Origin of the sequence: Rhodococcus sp. NPDC058505 (genome assembly GCF_042720095.1) — a bacterium.
GTDB lineage: Bacteria > Actinomycetota > Actinomycetes > Mycobacteriales > Mycobacteriaceae > Rhodococcus_G.
Genome location: NZ_JBHXNB010000011.1, coordinates 54,387 through 76,304, shown reverse-complemented (window position 1 = coordinate 76,304; position 21,918 = coordinate 54,387). Strand labels below are relative to the sequence as shown.

Below are 21,918 nucleotides of genomic sequence, written 5' to 3'. Positions count from 1 at the left end.
TCGCCTTCGTGAGCACGGGTCGATTCATCCGCTCCGGGAAGGAACGCCGTGTCCGAAGAACGCACGCCGAACGCCAAGGAACGCCGGTCCGAGGGTAGCGACAGCGAGAATCCGGTGATCGCCGCACCAACCCCCCGAGCACACCGCCCGTACACCAACCAGGACTGGTGGCCGAATCAGCTGGATCTGTCGGTCCTGCACGCGCATTCGTCCCGGTCGACCCCGCTGGGCGAGGACTTCGACTACGCGAGCGAGTTCGCGAAGCTCGACGTCGAGGCCCTCAAGCGCGACCTGTTCGATCTCATGACGACATCGCAGGAATGGTGGCCCGCCGACTACGGCCACTACGGTGGCCTGTTCATCCGGATGAGCTGGCACGGCGCGGGCACCTACCGCATCGCCGACGGCCGCGGCGGCGCCGGACAGGGCGCCCAACGCTTCGCCCCGCTCAACAGCTGGCCCGACAACGCCAGCCTGGACAAGGCCCGGCGCCTGCTGTGGCCGGTCAAGCAGAAGTATGGGCAGTCGATCTCCTGGGCCGACCTGCTCGTCTTCGCAGGCAACTGCGCGCTCGAGTCGATGGGGTTCGAGACGTTCGGCTTCGGGTTCGGTCGACCGGACATCTGGGAACCCGAGGAGGTCTTCTGGGGACTCGAGGACGAGTGGCTTGGCACCGACAAGCGCTACAGCGGTGAGCGCGAACTGGCGAAGCCGCTCGGCGCCACGACCATGGGCCTGATCTATGTGAATCCCGAAGGCCCTGAGGGACAACCGGATCCGATTGCCGCAGCCCACGATATCCGCGAAACGTTCGGGCGGATGGCGATGGACGATGAGGAGACCGCGGCACTCATCGTCGGCGGCCACACCTTCGGCAAGACACACGGCGCCGGCGACCCGGACCTGATCGGGCCCGAGCCGGAGGCCGCCCCACTCGAGGAGCAGGGCCTCGGCTGGAAGAGCGCCTACGGCACCGGCGCAGGCGCGGACGCGATCACCAGCGGGCTCGAGGTGGTGTGGACACCAACCCCGACGACGTGGGACAACACGTTCCTCGAGATCCTCTATCGGTACGAGTGGGAGTTGACGAAGAGCCCCGCGGGCGCGTGGCAGTACGTGGCGCGCGACGGTGCGGGAGCGGGCACGATCCCGGACCCCTTCGGCGGCCCGGGACGGGCCCCCACCATGCTGGTCACCGACATCTCGTTGCGCGAATCTCCGATCTACGCCGACATCACCCGGCGGTGGCTCGATCATCCCGAGGAACTGGCCGTCGCCTTCGCGAAGGCCTGGTACAAGCTGCTGCACCGCGACATGGGGCCGGTCTCGCGCTACCTCGGGCCGTGGGTGCCCGAACCGCAACTCTGGCAGGACCCGGTGCCCGCCGTCGATCACCCGCTGGTCGAGGCCGGGGACGTCGCCACGCTCAAGGCCGCCGTGCTGCAGTCGGGGCTGTCGGTGGACCGGCTGGTCCGGACGGCGTGGGCGGCGGCCGCAGGCTTCCGCAGCACTGACAAGCGCGGCGGCGCCAACGGGGCACGGATTCGGCTGGCACCGCAGAAGGACTGGGAGGTGAACCAGCCGACCGAGTTGGCCGAGGTGCTGCCGGTGCTTGACCGGATTCGACGGGACTTCAACGACTCGGCAGGCGGAGGACGGGCTGTGTCGCTGGCCGACCTGATCGTCCTCGCCGGGTCCGCGGCCGTCGAGCAGGCGGCGAAGGACGCCGGCGTCGAGGTGACGGTGCCGTTTGCGCCGGGGCGTACCGATGCCTCGCAGGCGGACACCGACGTGGCGTCGTTCGCGGTCCTCGAACCCCGTGCCGACGGATTCCGCAACTACGCCCGCGACGACGAAAAGGCTCCGCTGGAGCAGTTGCTGCGAGAGCGTGCCTACCTGCTCGATCTGACCGCGCCGGAGATGACGGTGCTCGTCGGTGGCCTCCGGGCCCTCGGCGCCAATCACGGCGGCGGCCCGCACGGCGTCCTCACCGACCGGCCCGGCGTGCTGACCACCGACTTCTTCGTCAACCTTCTCGACATGGGCACGGTCTGGACCCCGTCCGAGTCCGACGCGAACGTCTACGAGGGCCGGGATCGCGGGACCGGCGTGGCCCGGTGGACGGCCACCACGGTCGACCTCGTCTTCGGCTCGCACTCTCAGCTGCGCGCCCTCGCGGAGGTCTACGCCTGCGACGATGCGGGTCCGCGATTCGTGCACGACTTCATCGACGCGTGGGTGAAGGTGATGAACCTGGACCGATTCGACCTTCACTGAGCGCGGACCAGCACTGTCCCCGACAACGCAGAAACTCCCAACTCGGATGAGTTGGGAGTTTCATGGCCTGGTGGCCAGGGCCGGGATCGAACCGGCGACCTTCCGCTTTTCAGGCGGACGCTCGTACCAACTGAGCTACCTGGCCGGGCGGCACCCGAACCGAATGCCTTCGCTTACTAAGCGACCCTGACGGGACTCGAACCCGCGACCTCCGCCGTGACAGGGCGGCGCGCTAACCAACTGCGCCACAGGGCCTTGCTGTACCTCTTTATTGTGAGACCCACTGGCTGTGGCCCTCGGTCTTGCTCGGTTTGAAACCTAGCAGGCGAACCCGCTACTTCCCAAATCCGTACCCCCTACGGGATTCGAACCCGCGCTACCGCCTTGAAAGGGCGGCGTCCTAGGCCGCTAGACGAAGGGGGCCCGCCGGATCTCTCCGGCAAGTACCCTCAACGGCTGTTCCGTTGGGAGCTCGCATAGCTTAGGACACATCTTTCGGAGAACTCAAATCGGCTGGTCATCGCCGGTTTCCGAGGCGTTTTCGGCCGTTGCGGCGGCGGTGGCGAGCGATGCGAGGTCCTGCCAGCCCTCCCTGCGCCATGCCTCAAGCCAGTCCTCGGCCGCCATCGCCTGCAGCAGCACCTCGAATGCCTCGTCGAACCGCTCCCGCAGGCCGGTGCTGTCCGTGGTCAGGTCGAGCATGTAGCGCTGACCGGCAAGGCAGGCCCCCAACACCCGGGAGAACACCACCGGATCCGCATCCGGCCGCAGCAGACCCTCCCGCTGGGCCCGCAGCACCAGCTCGTGCGCGGTGTGTCCCCACACCTGACTGCCCCCGGCGCGCACGTCGGAGTAGAACTCCGGCTCGATGATGAGCCGGAACTCCGCCTGGACGATCACCTCGTCGGCGAATCGGTCCGCCAGTTCGGCGATGATCGCGTGCAGCACTTGAAGGGGGTCGGCATCGACGCGCTTCCACCGGTCGGTCGATTCGGTGTACCGCTCGAGCGCGGCAGCCATGACCGCGCGCGCGAGGTCCTCTTTCGAATCGAAGTGGAAGTACATCGCCCCCTTGGTCGCATGGGAGCCCTCAAGGATGGTGTTCACCGATGCCGCCGCGTATCCGCGTCGGGCGAACTCGACCGCCGCGGCCTCGACGATCGCCGCGCGGGTCCGCCGCGCGCGTTCCTGTTGACGTGCCATGTGAGCTTGTCCCGCCTCCGAAACCTGCAAGTCGAATTGGTGCGCCCCGACAGGCCACAGAAGACCTCGATCAACCCTAACCCCGGCAACCGCGATTTGGGCGCACCACCACACCGCCGAACGGGACGCAAGATGCTACCGGCAAGTAAGGTAAGCGACCTGCCGTAACACACCAGGTGGTACGCTTTGGTTGGCTCGGGTGCGCCGGAGGGGGGTGCGCACCCGAGTTCTCCGCCCCGCGGCCCGTCACAGCCAGTCCCGCCGGCGAAAGTTCCACCACAGCCCCAACCCCAGCACGAGCAGCAATGCCGCACTGAACCAGAATCCAGTGGTGTCGCCGTATCCCGGGAACGGGATGTTCTGTCCGAAGTAGCCGGTGACCCCCGTCGGGATCGCGATGATCGCCGCCCAGGCGGTCAGCTTCTTCATGATCTCGTTCAGCGAATTTCCCTGCATCGCAAGATGTGTCGCGAGAATCGACTCGATCGTGTCGCGCATCCCGTCGATCCGTTCGGTCGCGCGGAGCGTGTGGTCGTACACGTCCTGGTAGTACGGCACCAGGTCCCCGTCGAGTACATGCGCCCCCTGCCGGAGCAGTGCGCTCAACGCCTCGTTCATCGGCAACACCGCCCGCCCGAGGTGGGCGACCGCCTTTCGCAACACGAAACTGCGCAACTGGACCGCATTCTTCGGGCCCTCCCCGAGCAGCAGCGCGTCCTCGAGATTCTGGATCTGGTCGTCGAGCAGGTCGATCGCGGCGAAGTACCCGTCGACCAGGTTGTCGAGCACGCTGTGCAGCAGGAACCCGACCCCGTATGACGTCAGGTCCGGGTTGTCGTCCCAGTCATCCAGGATCGGGTCGATCGCGAATCCGTCGTCGCCGCGGATCGTGATGAGGGCCCGCGGCAGGATGAAGATCGAGACGTCGGTCCCGGCAAGGTCGTCGGACCCGGCCTGCATGCGGACCGCGCGGGCGTGCAGCAGATTGTGATCGCGGAACCGCACCAGTCGGGGGCGCTGCCGACCCGACACCGCGCCCTCGACCGCGAGCGGATGCAACCCGACCTCCCCGCCGATCAACGGCGACAACGCCACAATGTCGGCGACCGACGGGGCGAGCAGGTCCACCCAGATCAGGGCGTTCTGCTCGGACCGGTGCGAGGCGAGATCCGCGAGCGGCAGGTCAACCCCGGCCAGCGCCCCGTCGACGTAGAGCCGATTGCGGACCCGACAGGACACCTGCACGCTCGCTGACGCCATCGCCACCTCCTCGACCCGACCATCTTGACCCCGGCCCGCCCCGAAGCCCCGGAGGCCGACCGCCCCCGCGCGCCAACTAGACTGCTGCAGCACTGCCCCTTTAGCTCAGTTGGTAGAGCTACGGACTTTTAATCCGCAGGTCCTCGGTTCGAGCCCGAGAGGGGGCACCACCGCCCACCAGGAACCACGCCTGGTGGGATTTTTCGTTTTCGATGAACCTGCGCGGCACCCCACCAGGCGGACTCGACTTGGTAACGCTTTCCTCAAGTTCCGCGGGCGGGGATGTCCGTATCCGGCGGGGTCTGATACCACTTGGTGGGCGGCGATCGGTGCGAAATGGCCAACTTGGCCATGAATCAACGAAATTCGCGGCCGAGACCGACGCGATTGCATGGCACGGTCAGGGTTCGACGAGGGCAGAAAAAGGCGGTGAGCGGAGATGACGTCTCCTCACGGGCACATCGGCATCGACCACACCCGGCCCGCATCCGCGACCCGTCCGCGTTCGGCGACGCTGCACCGACCGTGCACCGGTGCGCGTATCGCCGATTCCGCCGCCACCCGCTCCAGCGACACCGACCTGGGGCACGCCACCTTCCGGACCCTGGAAGACGCGGCGGAGTCCCCGCTCACCGACGACCAGGCAGCATCACTCGGGCGCCTGGTCCGACTGGTGGTCCGCCGGACCGCCGGGCTGCCCGGGGGCTTCGACACCGTCGAGGACCTGTGCCGCGGCCACCTGCAGGCGCGCGCCTGCGCTCCGACGGCCGAGCAGACCCGAGCTGCCGCGCAGCGCACCCTCGATCGACTGCGCGCCCCGGCCTCCTGATCTTTCGGGCCCGGATCCGGCAATCCGGGCGACCCCGGCGAAGTGGGTCGACATCCCACACGCTGCGGGATCAGAATGGTCTCCAGAGGTCCGGATTCAGGGAGGCCGCCATGACCGTGGATGTCGCTGACGCGAACAACATGTACACGCGCACCCGGGACACCGCACACGCCAGCGAGGTGCGTAGGGACGTCTTTGTGGTGACGACGGGTGTAGCCCTCGTCCTGCTCAGCCTGTGGCTACCGACCCAGGGCGATCAGGCGGTCACCGGGACCATCCTGATCCTCGGGCTGATCGCCTATTCGGCGGGGCTGTGGGCGATGACGACCGAATCACGCACCAGCCACTGGGCTCTCGTGGTCCTCGGGCTGGCGCTGCTCGTGACCCCGCTCGCGATGGCATTCCCCGACGGCACCACGGCGGCGACGGCCGTTGCCGTCGTCGCGGGCGCCGTCGTCCTCGCGGTCGGCGTGCTGGGACTGCTCGCGCGCCGGGACGAGCCCGCCCCGGCGCGACACCGTCGTCGGTCCCCGATCGCCGACCCGTGGGTGCCTCGCGGGCGGTGAGTCGATCCGGCCGTCAGGCCGACGGCGGCGTCTCCTCGCGGTCCGCCCGCTCGCGCTCCTCCCGTTGCCGGGCGTCCTCGCGCAGCCGGGACAGCTGGTCACCGCGCCTGCGGTACCGCAGCGTCAACCAGACCAGGACACCGAAGACGAGCGCGCCGACCACAACCCCGACCAGCGTTGCCCCGCGGAAGCCAGGGGCGTCGACGTCGAGGATCCGTTCACCCGCATGCGCGGCGGAGTTGGTGCCGACCACGACCGACAACGTCAGCAGGTTCGGCGCGGCAATCAGCAGGGCGGCGACGAGGGCCGCGACCACCGTCACCTTCGCGTACCGCCACCGTCGGGATCGCCACGCCGCAGCGAACAGAGCCAGCGGCACCAGCGTGCACACGAACCCGAAGGTCAGGCCCCACAGAATCCCTCGGGTCATGCTTGCCGCGGCGAGCGACCCGGCCTGCTGCGCCCACCACCGGGGCAGGAACGCGGCAAGAACGAAGTAGGTGACGACAAGGACGACGACGAGCACTAGGCCCCAGATCGTCTTCCGCAACCACGGCGGCATACCGGAGCGCGGGGCGGTCGGCACCTCATTCGTGCTCATCCGTCCATCCTCGCCCGCGGAACCGACACGCGCCACGCGACACGACGATCCACCTCTGCGCCGGATTCGTCCAATACGGTGCGTCGAGAAGGTTTGTCCATCGCGAACCCCAGCACGAAAGCGAGCACCATGGCCTCCCTCGACGAACTTCTCGCCCAGATCCCGATCGCGGACATCGCCGCCAAACTCGGCGTCGACGAGGCGACCGCGACGGCGGCCGTGAAATCCGCGGTCCCGACGCTCCTCGGCGGCCTCGAAGCCAACGCACAGGACGCGAGCGGCGCCGCCTCCCTCGAGGCAGCCCTCGCCCAGCACCAGTCCAGCTCGCTGCTCGACGGCGGGGTCGATCTCGCTCAGGTCGACGAGGCCGACGGCGAGAAGATCGTCGGCCACGTCTTCGGCGACAACGCGAACCAGGTCGCCAGCACGCTCGGCGGCCTCGACGGGGCGGGCGGCAGTTCCCTGATGACCAAGCTGCTGCCCCTCCTCGCGCCGCTGGTCCTCACGTTCGTCGCCAAGCAGTTCGGTGGCGGCGGTGCGGGCGGGACGCAGGCGGCGTCCGCCGCACCGGGCGGCGGGCTCGGCGACCTGCTCGGCGGCCTGCTCGGCGGCGGAGGCAAGAGCGGCGGCGGGCTCGGCGACGTCCTCGGCGGCCTGCTCGGCGGCGGCGGCAAGAGCGGCGGCGGCCTCGGTGACCTGCTCGGCGGCCTGCTCGGCGGCGGTCGCCGATAGTCGCGCGTGGCCGGCGGCACCCGTGCTGCGCTGCCGTCGGCCACGTAACGACACGCCGCTCCACCGCGATGGTTCGCAGGGTGGTCGACGTGACCTCGTAGCGCCATGAGCGGATCGATCGGATCTCAAACATGGTTACGGTCCCGTAGGCTAGGTTGAGCCGATTCCGCGACGCATGGAGGCAAGTGATGGCCAGAGTTTTGACCCAGCTCGAGTTGCTGCAGGAACTGGAGCCCGTGGCCGAAGCGAATCTCAACCGCCACCTGTCGATGGCCAAGGACTGGCATCCGCACGACTATGTCCCGTGGGACGAGGGCCGCAACTTCGCCGCGATGGGCGGTGACGACTGGGACGAGGAGCAGTCCCGGCTCGATCCGGTCGCCAAGGCGGCGATGATCACGAACCTGCTCACCGAGGACAACCTCCCCTCCTACCACCGCGAGATCGCCGAGAACTTCTCCAGGGACGGCGCATGGGGCACCTGGGTTGGACGGTGGACCGCCGAGGAGAATCGGCACGGCATCGTGCTGCGCGACTATCTGGTCGTGACCCGGGGCGTCGACCCGGTCGCGCTGGAAGAGGCGCGGATGATCCACATGACCAACGGGTACGCCTCCCCCGCCGACACCGGCGGCCTGCTCTCGTCGGTCGCCTACGTAACCTTCCAGGAACTGGCGACCCGGGTGTCGCACCGCAACACCGGCAAGGCGTGCAACGACGACATCGCCGACCGGATGCTCACCCGCATCGCTGCGGACGAGAACCTGCACATGATCTTCTACCGGAACATCTGCGAGGCCGCGCTCGATCTGGCTCCGGATCAGGCCATCGCCGCGATCACGGATGTCATCACGAAGTTCCAGATGCCCGGCGCGGGCATGCCGAACTTCCGGCGCAACGGTGTGCTGATGGCCAAGCACGGCATCTACGACCTGCGGCAGCACCTCGAGGAGGTGGTGATGCCGGTCCTGCGGAAGTGGCGGATCTTCGACCGCACCGACTTCTCCGGCGCAGGCGAGGCCGCCCGCGAGCAGCTGTCCTCGTTCGTCGACGACCTCGGCCTGCAGGCCGCCAAGTTCGAGGAGCAGCGGGACCGCATGCTGGCCCGTGAGGCGCGCAGGCGTGAACTGGAGGAACCGGCCTCCTGAGGTCGGCGACCCCGGGGCATCCCCGGCGGAGCGGCTATCCTGTGCCCGGCACCGAACCCCGGTGCCGGGCACAGACTTTTCCGAGGTAATCGATGTCTTCCGCTGATCAGCATCTGCGTATCGGCTCGCTGGAGCTGCGCAGTCCCGTCGTACTTGCGCCGATGGCGGGTATCACGAATGTGGCGTTCCGCACCCTCTGCCGGGAACTCGAGCTCGAGCGGGCGGGCAGCACCTCCGGTCTGTACGTGTGCGAGATGGTGACCGCCCGCGCGCTGGTCGAACGCCAGCCGGGGACCCTGCACATGACAACCTTCGGCCCGACGGAGACGCCGCGGTCGCTGCAGCTGTACACGGTCGACCCGGACACCACCTACGCGGCAGCGAAGATGATCGTCGACGAGAACATGGCCGACCACATCGACATGAACTTCGGCTGCCCGGTCCCGAAGGTGACCCGTAAGGGCGGCGGCTCGGCGCTGCCGTACAAGCGGCGCCTGTTCGGGCAGATCGTCGCGGCCGCGGTGCGGGCCACCGAGGGCACCGACATCCCGGTGACGGTAAAGATGCGGGTCGGGATCGACGCCGACCACCACACCCACCTGGATGCCGGGCGCATCGCCGCCGGTGAGGGTGCTGCCGCCGTGGCGCTGCACGCACGGACGGCCGCGCAGCGGTACTCGGGTACCGCCGACTGGAGCGAGATCGCCCGCCTGAAGGAGCACGTCACCGACGTCCCGGTACTCGGCAACGGCGACATCTTCGCCGCCGAGGACGCGCAGCGGATGATGGCCGAGACCGGCTGCGACGGCGTCGTCGTCGGCCGTGGCTGCCTGGGCCGCCCGTGGCTGTTCGCCGAGCTCAGCGCCGCGCTGAACGGGACCGCGATGCCAACGCCGCCGACCCTCGGTGAGGTGGCCGCGATCATCCGCAGGCACGCCGAGCTGCTCGCCGCGCACCACGGCGAGGACAAGGGCATGCGCGAGCTACGCAAGCACGTCGCCTGGTACCTGCGCGGGTTCCCTGCCGGATCCGACATGCGGGTGGCGATGGCGCTGGTGTCGACCCTCGAGGAGCTGGACGGCCTGCTCGCCGAGCTGCCCGCCGACGTCCCGTTCCCAAAGGACGCCGAGGGCCCCCGCGGACGGCAGGGGTCGCCGGGCACGGTCGCGCTCCCCGACGGGTGGCTCGACGACCCCGACGACTGCCTCGTTCCCGCCGGCGCCGACCTCATGCACTCGGGCGGCTGACCTGCATCGACTCGGCGCGGCTGGAACCCACAGGTTCGATCAGTATCATGTGTGCACCGCCGCGAGCCGACGGCGACGACGCGTGCGTGTAGCGCAGGAGAGGTAGGGGCACCCCGTTGGGCGACGATCACGAACCGGGCACCGCGCCCGAAGGTCGCGCTCCCTGGGAGAGACCGATCTCCCGTGTCGGCAGGCCGGTGCCCCGCCCCCGCCCCGAGCCGAGCCCGCCCGAACAGCAGCTCAGCAACCGCCCGGACCCCTCTGCGCCGCCGGAACGGCCGCGGACACCGCCGCCGAAGCCGCCGACCCCGCCGCAGCCCGGGCCGACGCCGCCGGGTGACAGCGGCCGGATCCGCACCGACGGCGACCCGAGCGACCGACTCACTGTCGCCGAGCTGATGCAGAGGGTCGGCCAGGACGACGGGCCCACTGAGGTCACCCCCGTCGCGGACAGCGTGTCGGAGGCCGAACCGAAGCCCGCGGGCACCAGTTGGTTGTATCGGGCAGCCCCGACGGCGGTTGCCCCCGATGATCCGGCCGAGTCCGACGCGACCAGCCGGCTCGTCGCGAGCAAGCGCCGCAAGCAGCGTCGACTTCGGGTGGCCGGCCGGACCGGGACCGCGCTGCTCGCCGTGGTGGTGCTCGCCCTGACCGGCGTCGTCTGGGGCTACCTGCGGGCGACGGACAACGGATTCAGTCAGGTTGCCGCCCTCGACCTGGAGAGCAGCGACGTCGTCGACCCCGGCGGGCAGTACGGCGACGAGACGTACCTGATCGTCGGCACCGATACCCGGGCCGGCGCGAACGGCGGGTTGGGCGCCGGATCGGTCGCGGACGCCGAGGGCGCCCGCGCCGACACCGTCATCCTCGTCAACGTCCCCGCCGACCGCAGCAGGGTGGTCGCGGTGTCCTTCCCCAGGGATCTCGACATCGTCCGCCCGGACTGCCAGGCCTGGGACAACAGCGCGGGCAAGTACACCAGCGAGACCAACTACGGCGCCGACAACGACAAACTCAACTCCGCCTACGCCTACGGCGGACCGAAATGCCTGGTGAAGGTCATTCAGAAACTGTCCGGACTGAAGATCGGGCACTTCATCGGCATGGATTTCGCCGGGTTCGAGTCGATGGTCAACGAGATCGGCGGCGTCGAGGTCTGCACCACGGCCCCGCTGATCGACGGCGAGCTCGGGACCGTCCTCCCGCGCGCGGGCAAGCAGACCGTCGACGGCGCGACCGCCCTGAACTACGTGCGCGCCAGGAAGGTCGAGGCGGAGGGCAACGGCGACTACGGCCGCATCAAGCGTCAGCAGATGTTCCTGTCGTCGCTGCTGCGGGGGGCGATGTCGAACAAGGTGCTGTTCGATCCGGGCAAGCTCAACGGGTTCATCAACGCGTTCACCCGCGAGACGTTCGTGCAGAACGTGGACACGAAGTCCCTGGTGACGCTTGGCCGGTCGCTGCAGAAGGTGGACGCCGGTGCGGTCACCTTCCTGACCGTGCCGACCGCGGGGACCAACGAGCTCGGCAACGAGATCCCCCGCCTCGACGACATCAAGTCGATCTTCCGGGCGATCATCGACGACGAGCCGCTACCCGGCGAGGAGCGGACCCCGGAACCGGCGGAGACGGAGGCGGCCGCCGCGCCGTCCACCGCGGTCACGCCCACCCCGGCCGCAGCGGTGCAGGCCCTCGATCCGTCGATGGTGTCGGTGCAGGTCTCCAACGCGTCCGGGGTGACCGGCATCGCCGCGCAGGCGGCGGAGGCCCTCGGCGCCAACGGCTTCTCCATCTACAGTGTCGGCAACTACAGCGGCACCAGTTCGTCGACGCTGGTGCGGTTCGGCCCCGGCGCGGAGGCGCAGGCCGCGACGGTGGCCGCGACGATTCCCGGCGCCCAGCTCCTCGAGGCGTACGACCTGGACGGCATCGTCGACGTCGTGCTCGGATCCGACTTCGACGGCACCATCGTCGCGCCGCAGCAGGCGGGGGCGGCGCTGCACCCGAAGATCGCGCCGAAGTCGACGGTCATCTCGGGGACCACGATCGAGGAGCTGCCCGCCGACCTGGCCTTCACCAACGCGGGCGACGACGCCTGCGCGTGAGGCCCGACCGCAGGCCGTTTCACACCCTGACGTGCGTCGTCGTTCACCCCCCGTTCACCGGGAGCTCGTGACTTGGTCCCCTGCGCGAACTAGGCTGTGACCTCATGCGCGTGGCATACAACGAACAGATGACCGAACTCGCCGACACGCTCGGCGAGATGGCGGGTCTCGCGGGTGCGGCGATGGAGAAGGCGACGCAGTCGCTGCTGCAGGCCGACCTCTCCCTCGCCGAGCAGGTCATCAGCGACCACGACCAGATCACCGAGCTCAGCGTCGTCTGCGAGGAGCGGGCGTTCGCCCTGCTCGCGTTGCAGGCGCCGGTCGCCGGTGACCTGCGGCAGGTGGTCAGCGGAATCCAGATCGTCGCGGACATCGACCGGATGGGCGCGCTCGCCCTGCACGTCGCGAAGATCGCCCGTCGGCGACATCCGAACCACGTCCTCCCGGAGGAGGTCAACGGCTACTTCGCGGAGATGGGCAGGCTCGCCGTCGCGCTGGGTGCCGCGGCACGGGAGGTGCTTGAGACGCACGACCCGGAACGCGCCGCGCGACTCCAGGAGGAGGACGACGCGATGGACGACCTGCACCGGCACCTGTTCAGCGTGCTGATGGATCGGGAGTGGAAGCACGGCGTCGCCGCCGCGGTCGACGTCACCCTGCTCGGCCGCTTCTACGAGCGTTTCGCGGACCATGCCGTCGAGGTGGCGCGCCGCGTCATCTTCCTCGTCACCGGCAAGATGCCCGCCGAGCCCGAGGACGGCGGCGAACTGGCCTGACCGCACGACGCAACCACCGAACGGGCGGTTGCCGGGCCGCGCACCCGCGCGATGCCCCGGCAACCGCCCGTTCGCGTGACGGTGCCAAGATCGGTGCCGTGCCCCGCGACGACACCTACCGGTACGCGGCGGGCGTGTTCGCCGCCGGTTGCGGACTGCTCGGCGGCGCGGGCCTGCTCGCGTCGGTGCTGACGGTCGAGGTTCGGATTCCGGTCCTGCTCGCCGGATGGACCCCGATGCTGCTCGTCGTCACGATGATCGGTGCGGTGGCCGCCACCCTCGCGCGACGCTGGCTCGTTCAGGTCGGGTGCCTGCTGGTCTGCGCGCTCGGGGTGTGGCTGCTCGCGCCGCTCTACCTCGCCGGCCCGACCGTCACCGCGACCGGCCCGACGCTGCGCGTGCTGCAGGCCAACGTCAAGGTGGGGCAGGCCGATCCGGTCGCGTTGGTCGACACGATCCGGGACCGCGACGTGGACGTCGTCACCGTGCAGGAGGTGACGGACGAGTCGATCACCGGGCTGGCCGCAGCGGGCCTGGACGAACTGCTTCCGCACCGCTACCTGGTGCCGCTCGGTCCCGGCGGGCTCGGCGGCGGGATCTACAGCCGCTTCCCGCTGTCGAACACCCGGATGCTCGACGGATACCTGTCGGCGAACCTGGCCGCCGATCTCGATGTCGGCCGCGCCGAACCGGTGGCCCTGTTCGCCGTCCATCCGGCGCCCGCCTACCTGTTCCCGGCGCCGATGTGGGCCGCCGAACTGCGAGCCCTCGGCCGGGAGTTCGCCGCCGCCGACCACGACACGGTCATCGCGGCGGGCGACTTCAACGCGAGCTGGACGCAACGCCAGTACCGGGACCTGCTCACCGGCGGCTACGTCGACGCCGCCGACCAGGCGGGCGCCGGGATGCTGCCCACGATGCCCGCGCACCGCTGGTATCCCGCGGTCACCGGCATCGACCGAATCATCACGCGGGGCGCGGCCGTCACCCACCTCGAGCGGGTCCCGATCACCGGCTCCGACCATCACGGGCTGATCGCCGACATTCGCCTCCGCTAGCGGGCGACCGCCGACCGGGCGGATGTCGGACACCGCTCGCGGCTGATGTTCCGGTAACCACCCGGTCGACGTCAGCCGAAGCGGCCCGAGATGTAGTCCTCGGTCGCCTTCTGCGACGGGTTGGAGAAGATCCGCTCGGTGTCGTCGATCTCGACCAGCCTGCCGGGCTTGCCGGTGGCCTCGAGGTTGAAGAACGCGGTCTGGTCGCTGACCCGAGCGGCCTGCTGCATGTTGTGCGTGACGATCACGATGGTGAAGTCTTGCTTCAGCTCGGTGATCAGGTCCTCGATCGCGAGGGTGGAGATCGGGTCCAGCGCCGAGCAGGGCTCGTCCATCAGCAGCACGTCGGGCGAGACCGCGATGGCGCGGGCGATGCACAGTCGCTGCTGCTGACCGCCGGACAGGCCGCCGCCCGGCTTGTCGAGCCGGTCCTTGACCTCGTTCCACAGGTTGGCACCGCGCAGCGACTTCTCCGCGACCTCGTCGAGTTCCTTCTTGTTGCGGACCCCCTGCAGCTTCAGGCCCGCGACGACATTGTCCCGGATCGACATGGTGGGGAACGGGTTCGGACGCTGGAACACCATGCCGATGGTCTTGCGCACACCGACCGGGTCGACCTGCGAGCCGTAGATGTCCTCGCCGTCGAGCAGGATGGCACCCTCGACACGCGCGCCCGGGGTGACCTCGTGCATCCGGTTGATCGATCGCAGCACGGTGGACTTGCCGCAACCGGACGGGCCGATGAACGCGGTCACGCTGCGCGGGTGCACCGACAGGCCGACGTCCGCGACGGCGTGGAACTTGCCGTAGTAGATGTTGACGTCCTTGAGATCAAGACGCTTGGCCATGATGGCTCCCTTGCATGGTGGTGACTCGAATGGCGGGAAGTCGGGGTGTCACTTGCGGACCCGGGACAGGTGCCCGATCAGCTTCGCGACGATGTTGAGGACCGCGATCAGCAGGATCAGGGTCAGCGCCGCGCCCCAGATCCGGTTGGATCCGGCCGCGGTGGGGTTGTTCATCTCCGCGACCATGACGCCGGGCAGCGATCCCATCTCCCCGCCCCACATGTCGAAGTTGATGAAGGACGCGTAGCCGACCAGGATCAGCAGCGGCGCGGTCTCACCGAGCACCCGGGCGAGGGCCAGCATCACGCCGGTGATGATGCCGGGCAGCGCGGTGGGGACGACGATCCGCATGATCGTCTTCCACTTCGGCACGCCGAGCGCGTACGACGCCTCCCGCAGGTCCTGCGGCACGATCCGCAGCATCTCCTCGGTGGAGCGCACCACCACCGGAACCATCAGCAGCACCAGCGACAGCGACACCGCGAACGCCGACTTCGGGAAGCCGAACGTCGCGATCCACAGCGCGAAGATGAACAGGGCCGCGACGATCGACGGGACGCCGGACAGGATGTCGACCATGAACGTGGTGAGCTTGCCGAGCTTCGAGCGGCCCGCGTACTCGACAAGGTAGATGGCGACGAACAGGCCGAGCGGGATCGAGATCGCCGCGCACACCAGTCCCTGCAGGATGGTACCGATCAGGGCGTGGTAGATGCCGCCGCCCGACGAGGACGCGGACAGGCCGTTGAGCGAATGCGTGAACCAGGTGGGGCTGGTGATCGCCGCGAAGCCCTTCTGGATCACCGTGAACAGCACCCACACCAGCGGCACCAGCGCCAGCAGCACCGACCCGGTGACCAGCACCCTGGCGACGAGGTCGCTGGTGCGTCGCCGCGCGCTGACGCCCTGGAAGGTCGGCGCCTTGACCGGTCGATCCATCGTGGTCGTCATGTCAGTCCTTCTTCCCGGCAACCGCGGCGCGGGCCGCGGCGTTGACCACGAAGGTCAGCACGAACAGCACCAGCCCGGCGGCGATGTAGGCGCCGGCCTGGATGTCGTTGTTGAATTCGGCGTATCCGAGGGCGATCTTCGACGCGATCGTCGAGCCGCCGTCGAACAGCGACCAGGTGGCGCTGGCCGCGGTGGTCCGCAGGATCATGTACAGGGCCATCGTCTCGCCAAGCGCCCGGCCGAGGCCGAGCATGGACCCGCTGATGTAGCCGGACTTACCGAACGGCAGGACCGCGGTCTTGACGACCTCCCACTTGGTTGCGCCGAGCGCCAGCGCCGCCTCCACATGCGCGACCGGCGTCTGGTTGAAGACCTCGCGGGTGACGGCGGTGATCATCGGCAGGATCATCACCGCGAGCACGATGCCCGCGGTGAAGATCGTGCCGCCGCCCTGGATGGACCCGGACCCGTCGGAGAACAGCGGGATCCAGGCCAGATTCTCGTTCAGCCACATCGCAAGCGGCCGGATCGCCGGCGCGAAGATCAGCAGACCCCACAGGCCGTAGACGATCGACGGGACCGCGGCCAGCAGGTCGATCACGTACGCCAGCGGGCGGGCGAGCCGCGTCGGCGCGTACTGGGTGAGGAAGATCGCGATGCCCAGCGCGACCGGCATCGCCAGTGCCAACGCGAACAGCGACACCAGGACCGTCACCTGCAGCAGGTCGAGCACACCGAACGCCAGGTGGTCGATGTCGGTCGTGACCCAGGACCGGCTGGTCAGGAAGTTGACCTCGTTGCGCGAGAGCGCGGGGACCGCACGCCAGATCAGGAAGACGCCGATCGCACCGATCAGCACCGAGATGAAGACCGCCGACCCCTTCGCCAGGGTAGTGAAGATCCGGTCGCCCGGACGGACCACCGCCTTGCCAGGTGTCGCGGACGGGGTACGGATCGGGTCCTCCGATGCTCCGAGCGGACCACCCGCCCCGGCCCCGGGGTCACCGGGGCCGGGTGCGGGCAGCGCCGACTGGGTTGGCGCGTCGCTCATCTGCGCTCGCAATCTGCTAGGTCCGAATATAGAGCGGTGCGGCGGTGGACCGCACTCAGGCGATCGCGGCGATCGACGCGTTCAGCTTGTCCTGCACCGTGCCGGGCAGCGGCACGTAACCCTGCTCCGCCAGATTCGCCTGCCCCTCGTTCGCGGCGCTCGTGAGGAACGACTTGACCGCGGCCGAGGTGTCCGCGTCGTACCCGGTGGAGCATACGATCGAGTAGGTGGCGAGAACGATCGGGTACGCCCCGGCCTCGGTGGTCCCGTAGATCGAGTTCAGGTCCAGGGTCAGGTCGCCGACACCCTCGGCCTTGAAGGTCGCGCCCTCGATGGCCTTGCCCGCGGACGCCTCGGTCAGCTCGACCGCACCGGCGCCGGAGTCGATCTTCGCCATGGCCAGCTTGTTCTGGTCGGCGAAGGACTTCTCGACGTAGGTGATCGACCCCGACGACCCGGCGACGGCCTGGGACACGCCAGCCGACCCCTTCGCGCCCTCACCGACGCCGCCGACGAAGTCGGACCCGGCGCCCTTGGTCCAGACGCCGTTCGAGGCGGCGGTCAGGTACTGCTGGAAGTTGTCGGTGGTGCCGGAGGAATCCGACCGCACGATCGGGGTGATCTTCTGGTCCGGCAGGGCGGCGTCGGCGTTGAGTGCCGCGATCGCCGGGTCGTTCCAGTTGGTGATCGCGCCGCTGAAGATCTTCGCGAGCACCTCACCGCTCAGCGTCAGGTCCGTCACGCCATCCAGGTTGTACGCGATCGCGACCGGCCCGAACACCAGCGGCAGGTTCCACGCGTCGCCGCCCGCGCAGCGGTCCTTCGCTGCGGCGGCCTGATCGCCCTTGATCGCCGAGTCGGAGCCGGCGAAGTCGATCTGCTCCGCGATGAACTGGGTGCGGCCGTCACCGGAGCCGGTCGGGTTGTAGGCGACCTTGACGTCCTTGCCCTTGTCCCGGCACACCGCGATGTAGGTGGCGACGAACTCGTCCATCGCGTTCTTCTGCGCGGACGACCCGGCCGCGGACAGCGATTCCTTGCCCTCGCAGGTCGCATTCGATGCGGCGCTGTTGACCGTGGTGCCGGACGACGACGAGTTGTCGTCGCTGCCGCACGCGACCAGGGTCATCGCCCCGACCGCAGCCACACCGAGCACGGCAGCATTGCGCTTGAAGTTCACGCTGGATCCCTCCGGGAGACTCGTCAGTCGGGCAGCACCGCGCCGCCCTGCCGTTGAAAGGTAGGGGCGGGGGGTGGACAGCCGGTCCCGAGGAGATGAACGGAAGGTGAACAGCTGCTGATGGCGTCGCCGCCGGTGCGTGATCTGCACCCCAGTGGTGGTGCACATCACGCACAGTTCGGGTCAGCCCGCCTTGGACTCCGGGGTACGGAAGTCGCGGACGACGTCGGCGTCCGCGGAGGCATTCTTCAGCGACGCGGCATACACGTCGACATACTCCTGCCCGGACATGCGCATCAGCTCGTACATGATCTCGTCGGTGACGGTCCGCTCAACCCACCGATTGCCCGCCATCCCCTCGAAGCGGGAGAAGTCCAGCGGCGCGCCGTACGTGACCTGCACCCGCTTCCGACGCCAGCGGAACGGCCCGGGCGGGCAGATCTCGTCGGTGCCGACCACCGCGACCGGGATCACCGGGATCCCGGTGGCCAACGCGAGCCGCGCGGCACCCGTCTTGCCCTTGTAGAGCCTGCCGTCGGGCGAGCGGGTGCCCTCCGGGAACAGGCCGACCAGCTTGCCCTCGTCGAGCAGGCGGCGGGCGGTGTCCAGCGCGGCGTTCGCGGCGTTCGCGCCGCTGCGGTCGATCGGCACCTGGCCTGCCCCCGCGTAGAACGCCTTCTGCAGCGCACCCCGGAAGCCGGGGGTGGTGAAGTATTCGCTCTTCGCCAGGTAGGTGATCCGCCGCGGGGAGGACAGCGGGGCGAACAGCCAGTCCGCGATCGACAGGTGGTTACCCGCGAGAATCGCGGGCCCGGAGGTCGGGATGTTCTCCAGCCCCTCGACCTTGGGACGGTTGTACAGCCGGATGAACGGACCGACGAACACGTACTTCAACAGCCAATAGAACATGCTTACCCTTCGTACCCTGCGTATGCGACGTCGACGTGGAACCGCTCGAAGGCGAGCCGGTCGTACGTGTGCAGCGCCGACGTGTTGTCCGCCTCGGTGTAGAGGAGCACCGAGCCGAGGCCCCGGTCCCGCAGGTATCGCAGACCCGCGACCGTCAGCAGGCGGCCGAGCCCGCGTCCCTGCGCGGACGGCGCGATCGCGACGACGTAGACCTCCCCGATCGCCGGGTCGGCACCCGACGCGTCGTGCACCTTCGTCCAGTGGAAGCCGAGCATCTCGCCCGTCACGGAGTCCGCGGCGACGAACAGTCCGGCCGGATCGAACCAGGGTTCGGCGACCCGCTCGTCGATCTCCCGCTGCGTCCAGGAGCCCTGCTCCGGGTGCCAGTCGAACGCGGCCGCGTTGACGCGCAGCAGCCCCGCATCGTCCCCGGGTCCGGCATAGGTGCGCAGGGTGACCCCGTCGGGGACCGGGACGTCCGGCAGCGGCGGCGTGTCGAGCCGCCGACGCAGCTGCAGCAGCTCACGCGCCGGGGTCAACCCGAGCCGGCTGGCCACCGCACGGGCGGCGGGCAGGTCCCCGTGCGCCCAGACCCGGGCGCCGGGGCCGCCACGGCGCAGGGCCGCGGACACCAGCGCCCGACCGATGCCGCGCCCGCGGTGACCGGGATCCACCACGGCCTCCACCATCGCGGGATGCTCACCGTGGGCGGGTTCCACGCCCGCGTACCCGACGACCGCGCCGTCGGCGGTCCACAGCAGGTGCTCGGTGTCCGATCGCCCGGACAGCCGGTGCACGGCCTGCTCGGAGACCGGCTCGGTGCCGTCCACCCCGGCCGCCCGGTCGATCAGGCCGCGTATCTGCTTCTCCTGCAGCGAATCCAGGTGGTCGAATCCGCGCGGCGCCTCGTCTGTCATCTATCGAACCGACCCGTTCGTCGTGCTGAGCTCGCTGTCGTCGGGATCGTCACCGAGGTCGTCCTCGTCGTCGGGACGGGCCGCACCGGCGCCCGCCTTCCTGGTCGGCCGGACCGCCTTGTAGCCGACGTTGCGAACGGTGCCGATCAGCGACTCGTACTCCGGGCCGAGCTTCGCGCGCAGCCGCCGCACGTGCACGTCCACGGTCCGGGTGCCGCCGAAGAAGTCGTACCCCCACACCTCCTGCAGCAGCTGCGCTCGGGTGAACACCCGGCCCGCGTGCTGCGCGAGGTACTTGAGCAGTTCGAATTCCTTGTAGGTCAGGTCGAGTGGCCTGCCCCGCAGCCGGGCCGTGTAGGTGCCCTCGTCGATCGTCAGCTCACCGAGGGTGATCTTCCCCGACGCCTCCTGGCTCGCGTCACCGCCGCTGCGACCGACGAGCAACCGCAGCCGGGCATCGAGTTCGGCCGGGCCGGTCCCAGGGAGGAGAATGTCGTCGAGACCCCAGTCGGAGTTCACCGCGACGAGTCCGCCCTCGGTGAGCACCGCAACGACGGGAATCGCCGACCCGGTGCTGCCGAGCAACCGGCACAGTCCGCGCGCCGAGGCGAGATCCGTCCTGGCGTCGACCAGCGCGACGTCCGCGGATCCGGCGTCGAGCAGGGACGAGACCTCGGTCGGTGCGGGGCGGACGGTGTGCGCCAGCAACGCGAGGGAGGGCAGCACCGACTCGGGATTGGGGTCGGAGGTCAGCAGGAGCAGCTCCACAGCCTCCCCTTCTTGCCGCTTTGCGTGCCGGAGCACGGCCGACAGTAACGTTCCGAGCCGGGGGCGACGCTGACACCGGACGTGACGTCAAGTACGCGGTACAGACTAGCGCGTCCCAGAACACACCCACCGCTACCTGCCCGCGGCCTGCGGCCGGGTCACCCCGGTCGGTCACAATGTCAGGGTGCGGAAACTGATACTCACCGTCGCGTGCCTGCTGGCGCTGGTCGTTGTCGTGGACTTCGGCGCGGCCGCGTACTCGGAGTACCGGGTGTCCCGGAGCCTGCGGGCCGGGGCGGGCCTGAACTCGGACCCCGACGTGACGATCACCGGATTCCCGTTCCTGGCGCAGGTCGCGGACGGCCGCTACCGGCATGTCGAGGTCCGGGCGCGGGGGGTGCCGAGCGCCGAACTCGGGGACGTCTCGATCGAGGCGGACCTGCACGGGGTGCAGATCCCGGCGTCGGACCTGCTCGGCGGTTCGGTGGGTACCGTCCCGGTCGAGCGCCTCGACGGACGGGTCAAGATTGAGGCAACCAGCCTCGGCGCCTACCTGGGCATCCCGGACCTCGAGGTGTCCGCTCCGCCCGCCGATCGATCCGACGGCACCGGCGGGTCGGGCGGGTCCGGCATGAGCACCGGCGGGGGCATCGTGCTCACCGGAACCGTGCCGGTGGGCCCGGTGCGTGCGACCGTCAGCGTGACCGCCGACCTCGTCCTCGACGGCGAGAACGTCACGATCGTCGCCACCGACCTGTACTTCGGCCCGGAGGGGCAGGCCGACTTCACCGTTCCCGCACCGCTCAAGCCCGCCGTACTCGGGCTGTTCACCCGGCAGATCGACGTCGAGAAGCTGCCGTTCGGGGTGCGCCCGACCAAGGTCTACGCGGAGGGATCCCAGGTCGCGATCGAGGGTTCCGGCGACAACGTGGTGATCAACCTGGACGAGATGGTGACCCAGTGACCGGGATCGTGGTGCTGGCGGTCGTGCTGGTCGCGGCGTTGGTGGTCGCGTTGATCCTGCGGTCGCGGTCGGGCACGGTCCGGGCGACCACCCCCGCCGTCGACCCAACCGACACCCGCGCCGCCCTGCTCGCCGCGGTCGGCGTCCCCGCCGCAGGCCCGACCGTCCTGCACTTCTCGGCCGACTGGTGCGGCCCCTGCGCGGCGGTGCGCCGCGTCGTCGCCCAGACCCTCGGCGCGCTCGACGGGCGCCTCGCCCCCGATGCGCCCCGCCCCGTCGACCTCGAACTCGACATCGACGAGCACCCGGCCCTGGCACGTGAACTCGGCGTGCTGTCCCTTCCGACGACGTTCATCCTCGACGGGTCCGGCGAACAGCGGTTCCGGGTGTCAGGGGTGCCGACCGCGGCGGATCTGGAGGCCGCGCTGGTCCCACTGTGCGAACCGAAGGGTTCAGATTCCAGCGAAAACCGGTAAGCTCGCCGACGTGCACACCGCCAAGGAGCTGCTGCTCACCCGACGCCGCGCA

The 21,918-nt window shown here is 69.4% G+C and carries 21 protein-coding genes and 4 tRNA genes; 12 read left to right on the top strand and 13 right to left on the bottom strand.

From position 1 onward, the window contains the following. Window positions 1–48 precede the first annotated feature (48 nt). Window positions 49–2,277, top strand: a complete 2,229-nt coding sequence (katG, locus tag ACFWPA_RS11000; protein WP_378570156.1) for a catalase/peroxidase HPI — start codon at window positions 49–51, stop codon at window positions 2,275–2,277. A 68-nt stretch (window positions 2,278–2,345) separates the two neighbouring features. Here the strand turns inward: katG and ACFWPA_RS10995 are convergent. The 5 genes from ACFWPA_RS10995 to ACFWPA_RS10975 form a co-directional block, all read right to left on the bottom strand. Further along, window positions 2,346–2,422: transfer RNA gene (locus ACFWPA_RS10995), tRNA-Phe, on the bottom strand. Between the two features lie 36 nt (window positions 2,423–2,458). Beyond that, window positions 2,459–2,532, bottom strand: a tRNA-Asp gene (locus ACFWPA_RS10990). Window positions 2,533–2,627: 95 nt separating this feature from the next. After that, window positions 2,628–2,700 (bottom strand) — tRNA-Glu (locus ACFWPA_RS10985). An 81-nt stretch (window positions 2,701–2,781) separates the two neighbouring features. Next, window positions 2,782–3,480, bottom strand: coding sequence for a ScbR family autoregulator-binding transcription factor (locus ACFWPA_RS10980; protein WP_378570155.1), 699 nt, complete (start codon window positions 3,478–3,480; stop codon window positions 2,782–2,784). 246 nt (window positions 3,481–3,726) lie between these two features. Continuing rightward, window positions 3,727–4,740 (bottom strand): magnesium transporter CorA family protein, encoded by a 1,014-nt coding sequence (locus ACFWPA_RS10975; RefSeq protein WP_378570154.1) that lies wholly within the window; start codon window positions 4,738–4,740, stop codon window positions 3,727–3,729. 94 nt (window positions 4,741–4,834) lie between these two features. On the opposite strand from ACFWPA_RS10975, the gene ACFWPA_RS10970 reads away from it, so the two are divergent. The 3 genes from ACFWPA_RS10970 to ACFWPA_RS10960 all read left to right on the top strand — a co-directional run bounded on the left by ACFWPA_RS10970 (window position 4,835) and on the right by ACFWPA_RS10960 (window position 6,135). After that, a tRNA-Lys gene (locus ACFWPA_RS10970) sits at window positions 4,835–4,910 on the top strand. 269 nt (window positions 4,911–5,179) lie between these two features. After that, window positions 5,180–5,569, top strand: coding sequence for a hypothetical protein (locus tag ACFWPA_RS10965; RefSeq protein ID WP_378509056.1), 390 nt, complete (start codon window positions 5,180–5,182; stop codon window positions 5,567–5,569). A 110-nt stretch (window positions 5,570–5,679) separates the two neighbouring features. Continuing rightward, the gene (locus ACFWPA_RS10960; protein WP_378509057.1) at window positions 5,680–6,135 is read left to right on the top strand and encodes a hypothetical protein; all 456 of its coding nucleotides are present in this window, start codon (window positions 5,680–5,682) and stop codon (window positions 6,133–6,135) included. 13 nt (window positions 6,136–6,148) lie between these two features. On the opposite strand, the gene ACFWPA_RS10955 is transcribed toward ACFWPA_RS10960, so the two are convergent. Continuing rightward, a complete protein-coding gene (locus ACFWPA_RS10955) occupies window positions 6,149–6,736 on the bottom strand; it encodes a hypothetical protein (RefSeq protein WP_378509058.1) in 588 nt (195 codons plus the stop codon). 129 nt (window positions 6,737–6,865) lie between these two features. Here ACFWPA_RS10955 and ACFWPA_RS10950 point away from each other — a divergent pair, with 129 nt between their 5' ends. From ACFWPA_RS10950 to ACFWPA_RS10925, 6 genes are all read left to right on the top strand, one after another. Further along, a complete protein-coding gene (locus ACFWPA_RS10950) occupies window positions 6,866–7,468 on the top strand; it encodes a DUF937 domain-containing protein (protein ID WP_378570153.1) in 603 nt (200 codons plus the stop codon). 188 nt (window positions 7,469–7,656) lie between these two features. Then, complete coding sequence (locus tag ACFWPA_RS10945; protein ID WP_378570152.1) at window positions 7,657–8,616, top strand: acyl-ACP desaturase; 960 nt, start codon at window positions 7,657–7,659, stop codon at window positions 8,614–8,616. Window positions 8,617–8,708: 92 nt separating this feature from the next. Then, window positions 8,709–9,863 (top strand): tRNA dihydrouridine synthase DusB, encoded by a 1,155-nt coding sequence (gene dusB, locus ACFWPA_RS10940; RefSeq protein ID WP_378509061.1) that lies wholly within the window; start codon window positions 8,709–8,711, stop codon window positions 9,861–9,863. 116 nt (window positions 9,864–9,979) lie between these two features. After that, window positions 9,980–11,968 carry an LCP family protein gene (locus ACFWPA_RS10935; RefSeq protein WP_378570151.1) on the top strand — a complete coding sequence of 663 codons (1,989 nt, stop codon included), beginning with the start codon at window positions 9,980–9,982 and terminating at the stop codon, window positions 11,966–11,968. A gap of 104 nt (window positions 11,969–12,072) precedes the next feature. Then, window positions 12,073–12,744, top strand: coding sequence for a phosphate signaling complex protein PhoU (gene phoU, locus ACFWPA_RS10930; protein ID WP_378509063.1), 672 nt, complete (start codon window positions 12,073–12,075; stop codon window positions 12,742–12,744). A gap of 98 nt (window positions 12,745–12,842) precedes the next feature. Next, the gene (locus ACFWPA_RS10925; RefSeq protein WP_378570150.1) at window positions 12,843–13,802 is read left to right on the top strand and encodes an endonuclease/exonuclease/phosphatase family protein; all 960 of its coding nucleotides are present in this window, start codon (window positions 12,843–12,845) and stop codon (window positions 13,800–13,802) included. Window positions 13,803–13,873: 71 nt separating this feature from the next. Here the strand turns inward: ACFWPA_RS10925 and pstB are convergent, their stop codons facing one another. The 7 genes from pstB to ACFWPA_RS10890 form a co-directional block, all read right to left on the bottom strand. Then, the gene (pstB, locus tag ACFWPA_RS10920) at window positions 13,874–14,650 is read right to left on the bottom strand and encodes a phosphate ABC transporter ATP-binding protein PstB (protein WP_378509065.1); all 777 of its coding nucleotides are present in this window, start codon (window positions 14,648–14,650) and stop codon (window positions 13,874–13,876) included. 48 nt (window positions 14,651–14,698) lie between these two features. Continuing rightward, the gene (gene pstA / locus ACFWPA_RS10915) at window positions 14,699–15,601 is read right to left on the bottom strand and encodes a phosphate ABC transporter permease PstA (RefSeq protein ID WP_378570149.1); all 903 of its coding nucleotides are present in this window, start codon (window positions 15,599–15,601) and stop codon (window positions 14,699–14,701) included. A 1-nt stretch (window position 15,602) separates the two neighbouring features. Continuing rightward, a complete protein-coding gene (pstC, locus tag ACFWPA_RS10910; protein WP_378509067.1) occupies window positions 15,603–16,652 on the bottom strand; it encodes a phosphate ABC transporter permease subunit PstC in 1,050 nt (349 codons plus the stop codon). Between the two features lie 55 nt (window positions 16,653–16,707). Continuing rightward, window positions 16,708–17,832 carry a phosphate ABC transporter substrate-binding protein PstS gene (pstS, locus tag ACFWPA_RS10905; protein WP_378570148.1) on the bottom strand — a complete coding sequence of 375 codons (1,125 nt, stop codon included), beginning with the start codon at window positions 17,830–17,832 and terminating at the stop codon, window positions 16,708–16,710. A 183-nt stretch (window positions 17,833–18,015) separates the two neighbouring features. Beyond that, window positions 18,016–18,741: a lysophospholipid acyltransferase family protein gene (locus ACFWPA_RS10900; protein WP_378509069.1), complete on the bottom strand. Its 726-nt coding sequence runs from the start codon at window positions 18,739–18,741 to the stop codon at window positions 18,016–18,018. Window positions 18,742–18,743: 2 nt separating this feature from the next. Continuing rightward, window positions 18,744–19,658: a mycothiol synthase gene (gene mshD / locus ACFWPA_RS10895; RefSeq protein WP_378570147.1), complete on the bottom strand. Its 915-nt coding sequence runs from the start codon at window positions 19,656–19,658 to the stop codon at window positions 18,744–18,746. Beyond that, the gene (locus tag ACFWPA_RS10890; protein WP_378570146.1) at window positions 19,659–20,426 is read right to left on the bottom strand and encodes a winged-helix domain-containing protein; all 768 of its coding nucleotides are present in this window, start codon (window positions 20,424–20,426) and stop codon (window positions 19,659–19,661) included. Between the two features lie 184 nt (window positions 20,427–20,610). Between ACFWPA_RS10890 and ACFWPA_RS10885 the strand changes: the two genes are divergently transcribed. Together ACFWPA_RS10885 and ACFWPA_RS10880 are read left to right on the top strand one after the other, a co-directional pair. Beyond that, entirely contained in the window at window positions 20,611–21,390 is a 780-nt protein-coding gene (locus ACFWPA_RS10885) for an LmeA family phospholipid-binding protein (protein WP_378509072.1), read from the top strand. Next, complete coding sequence (locus ACFWPA_RS10880; RefSeq protein WP_378570145.1) at window positions 21,387–21,866, top strand: thioredoxin family protein; 480 nt, start codon at window positions 21,387–21,389, stop codon at window positions 21,864–21,866. The genes ACFWPA_RS10885 and ACFWPA_RS10880 overlap by 4 nt, the downstream gene beginning before the upstream one ends. Window positions 21,867–21,918 lie beyond the last annotated feature (52 nt).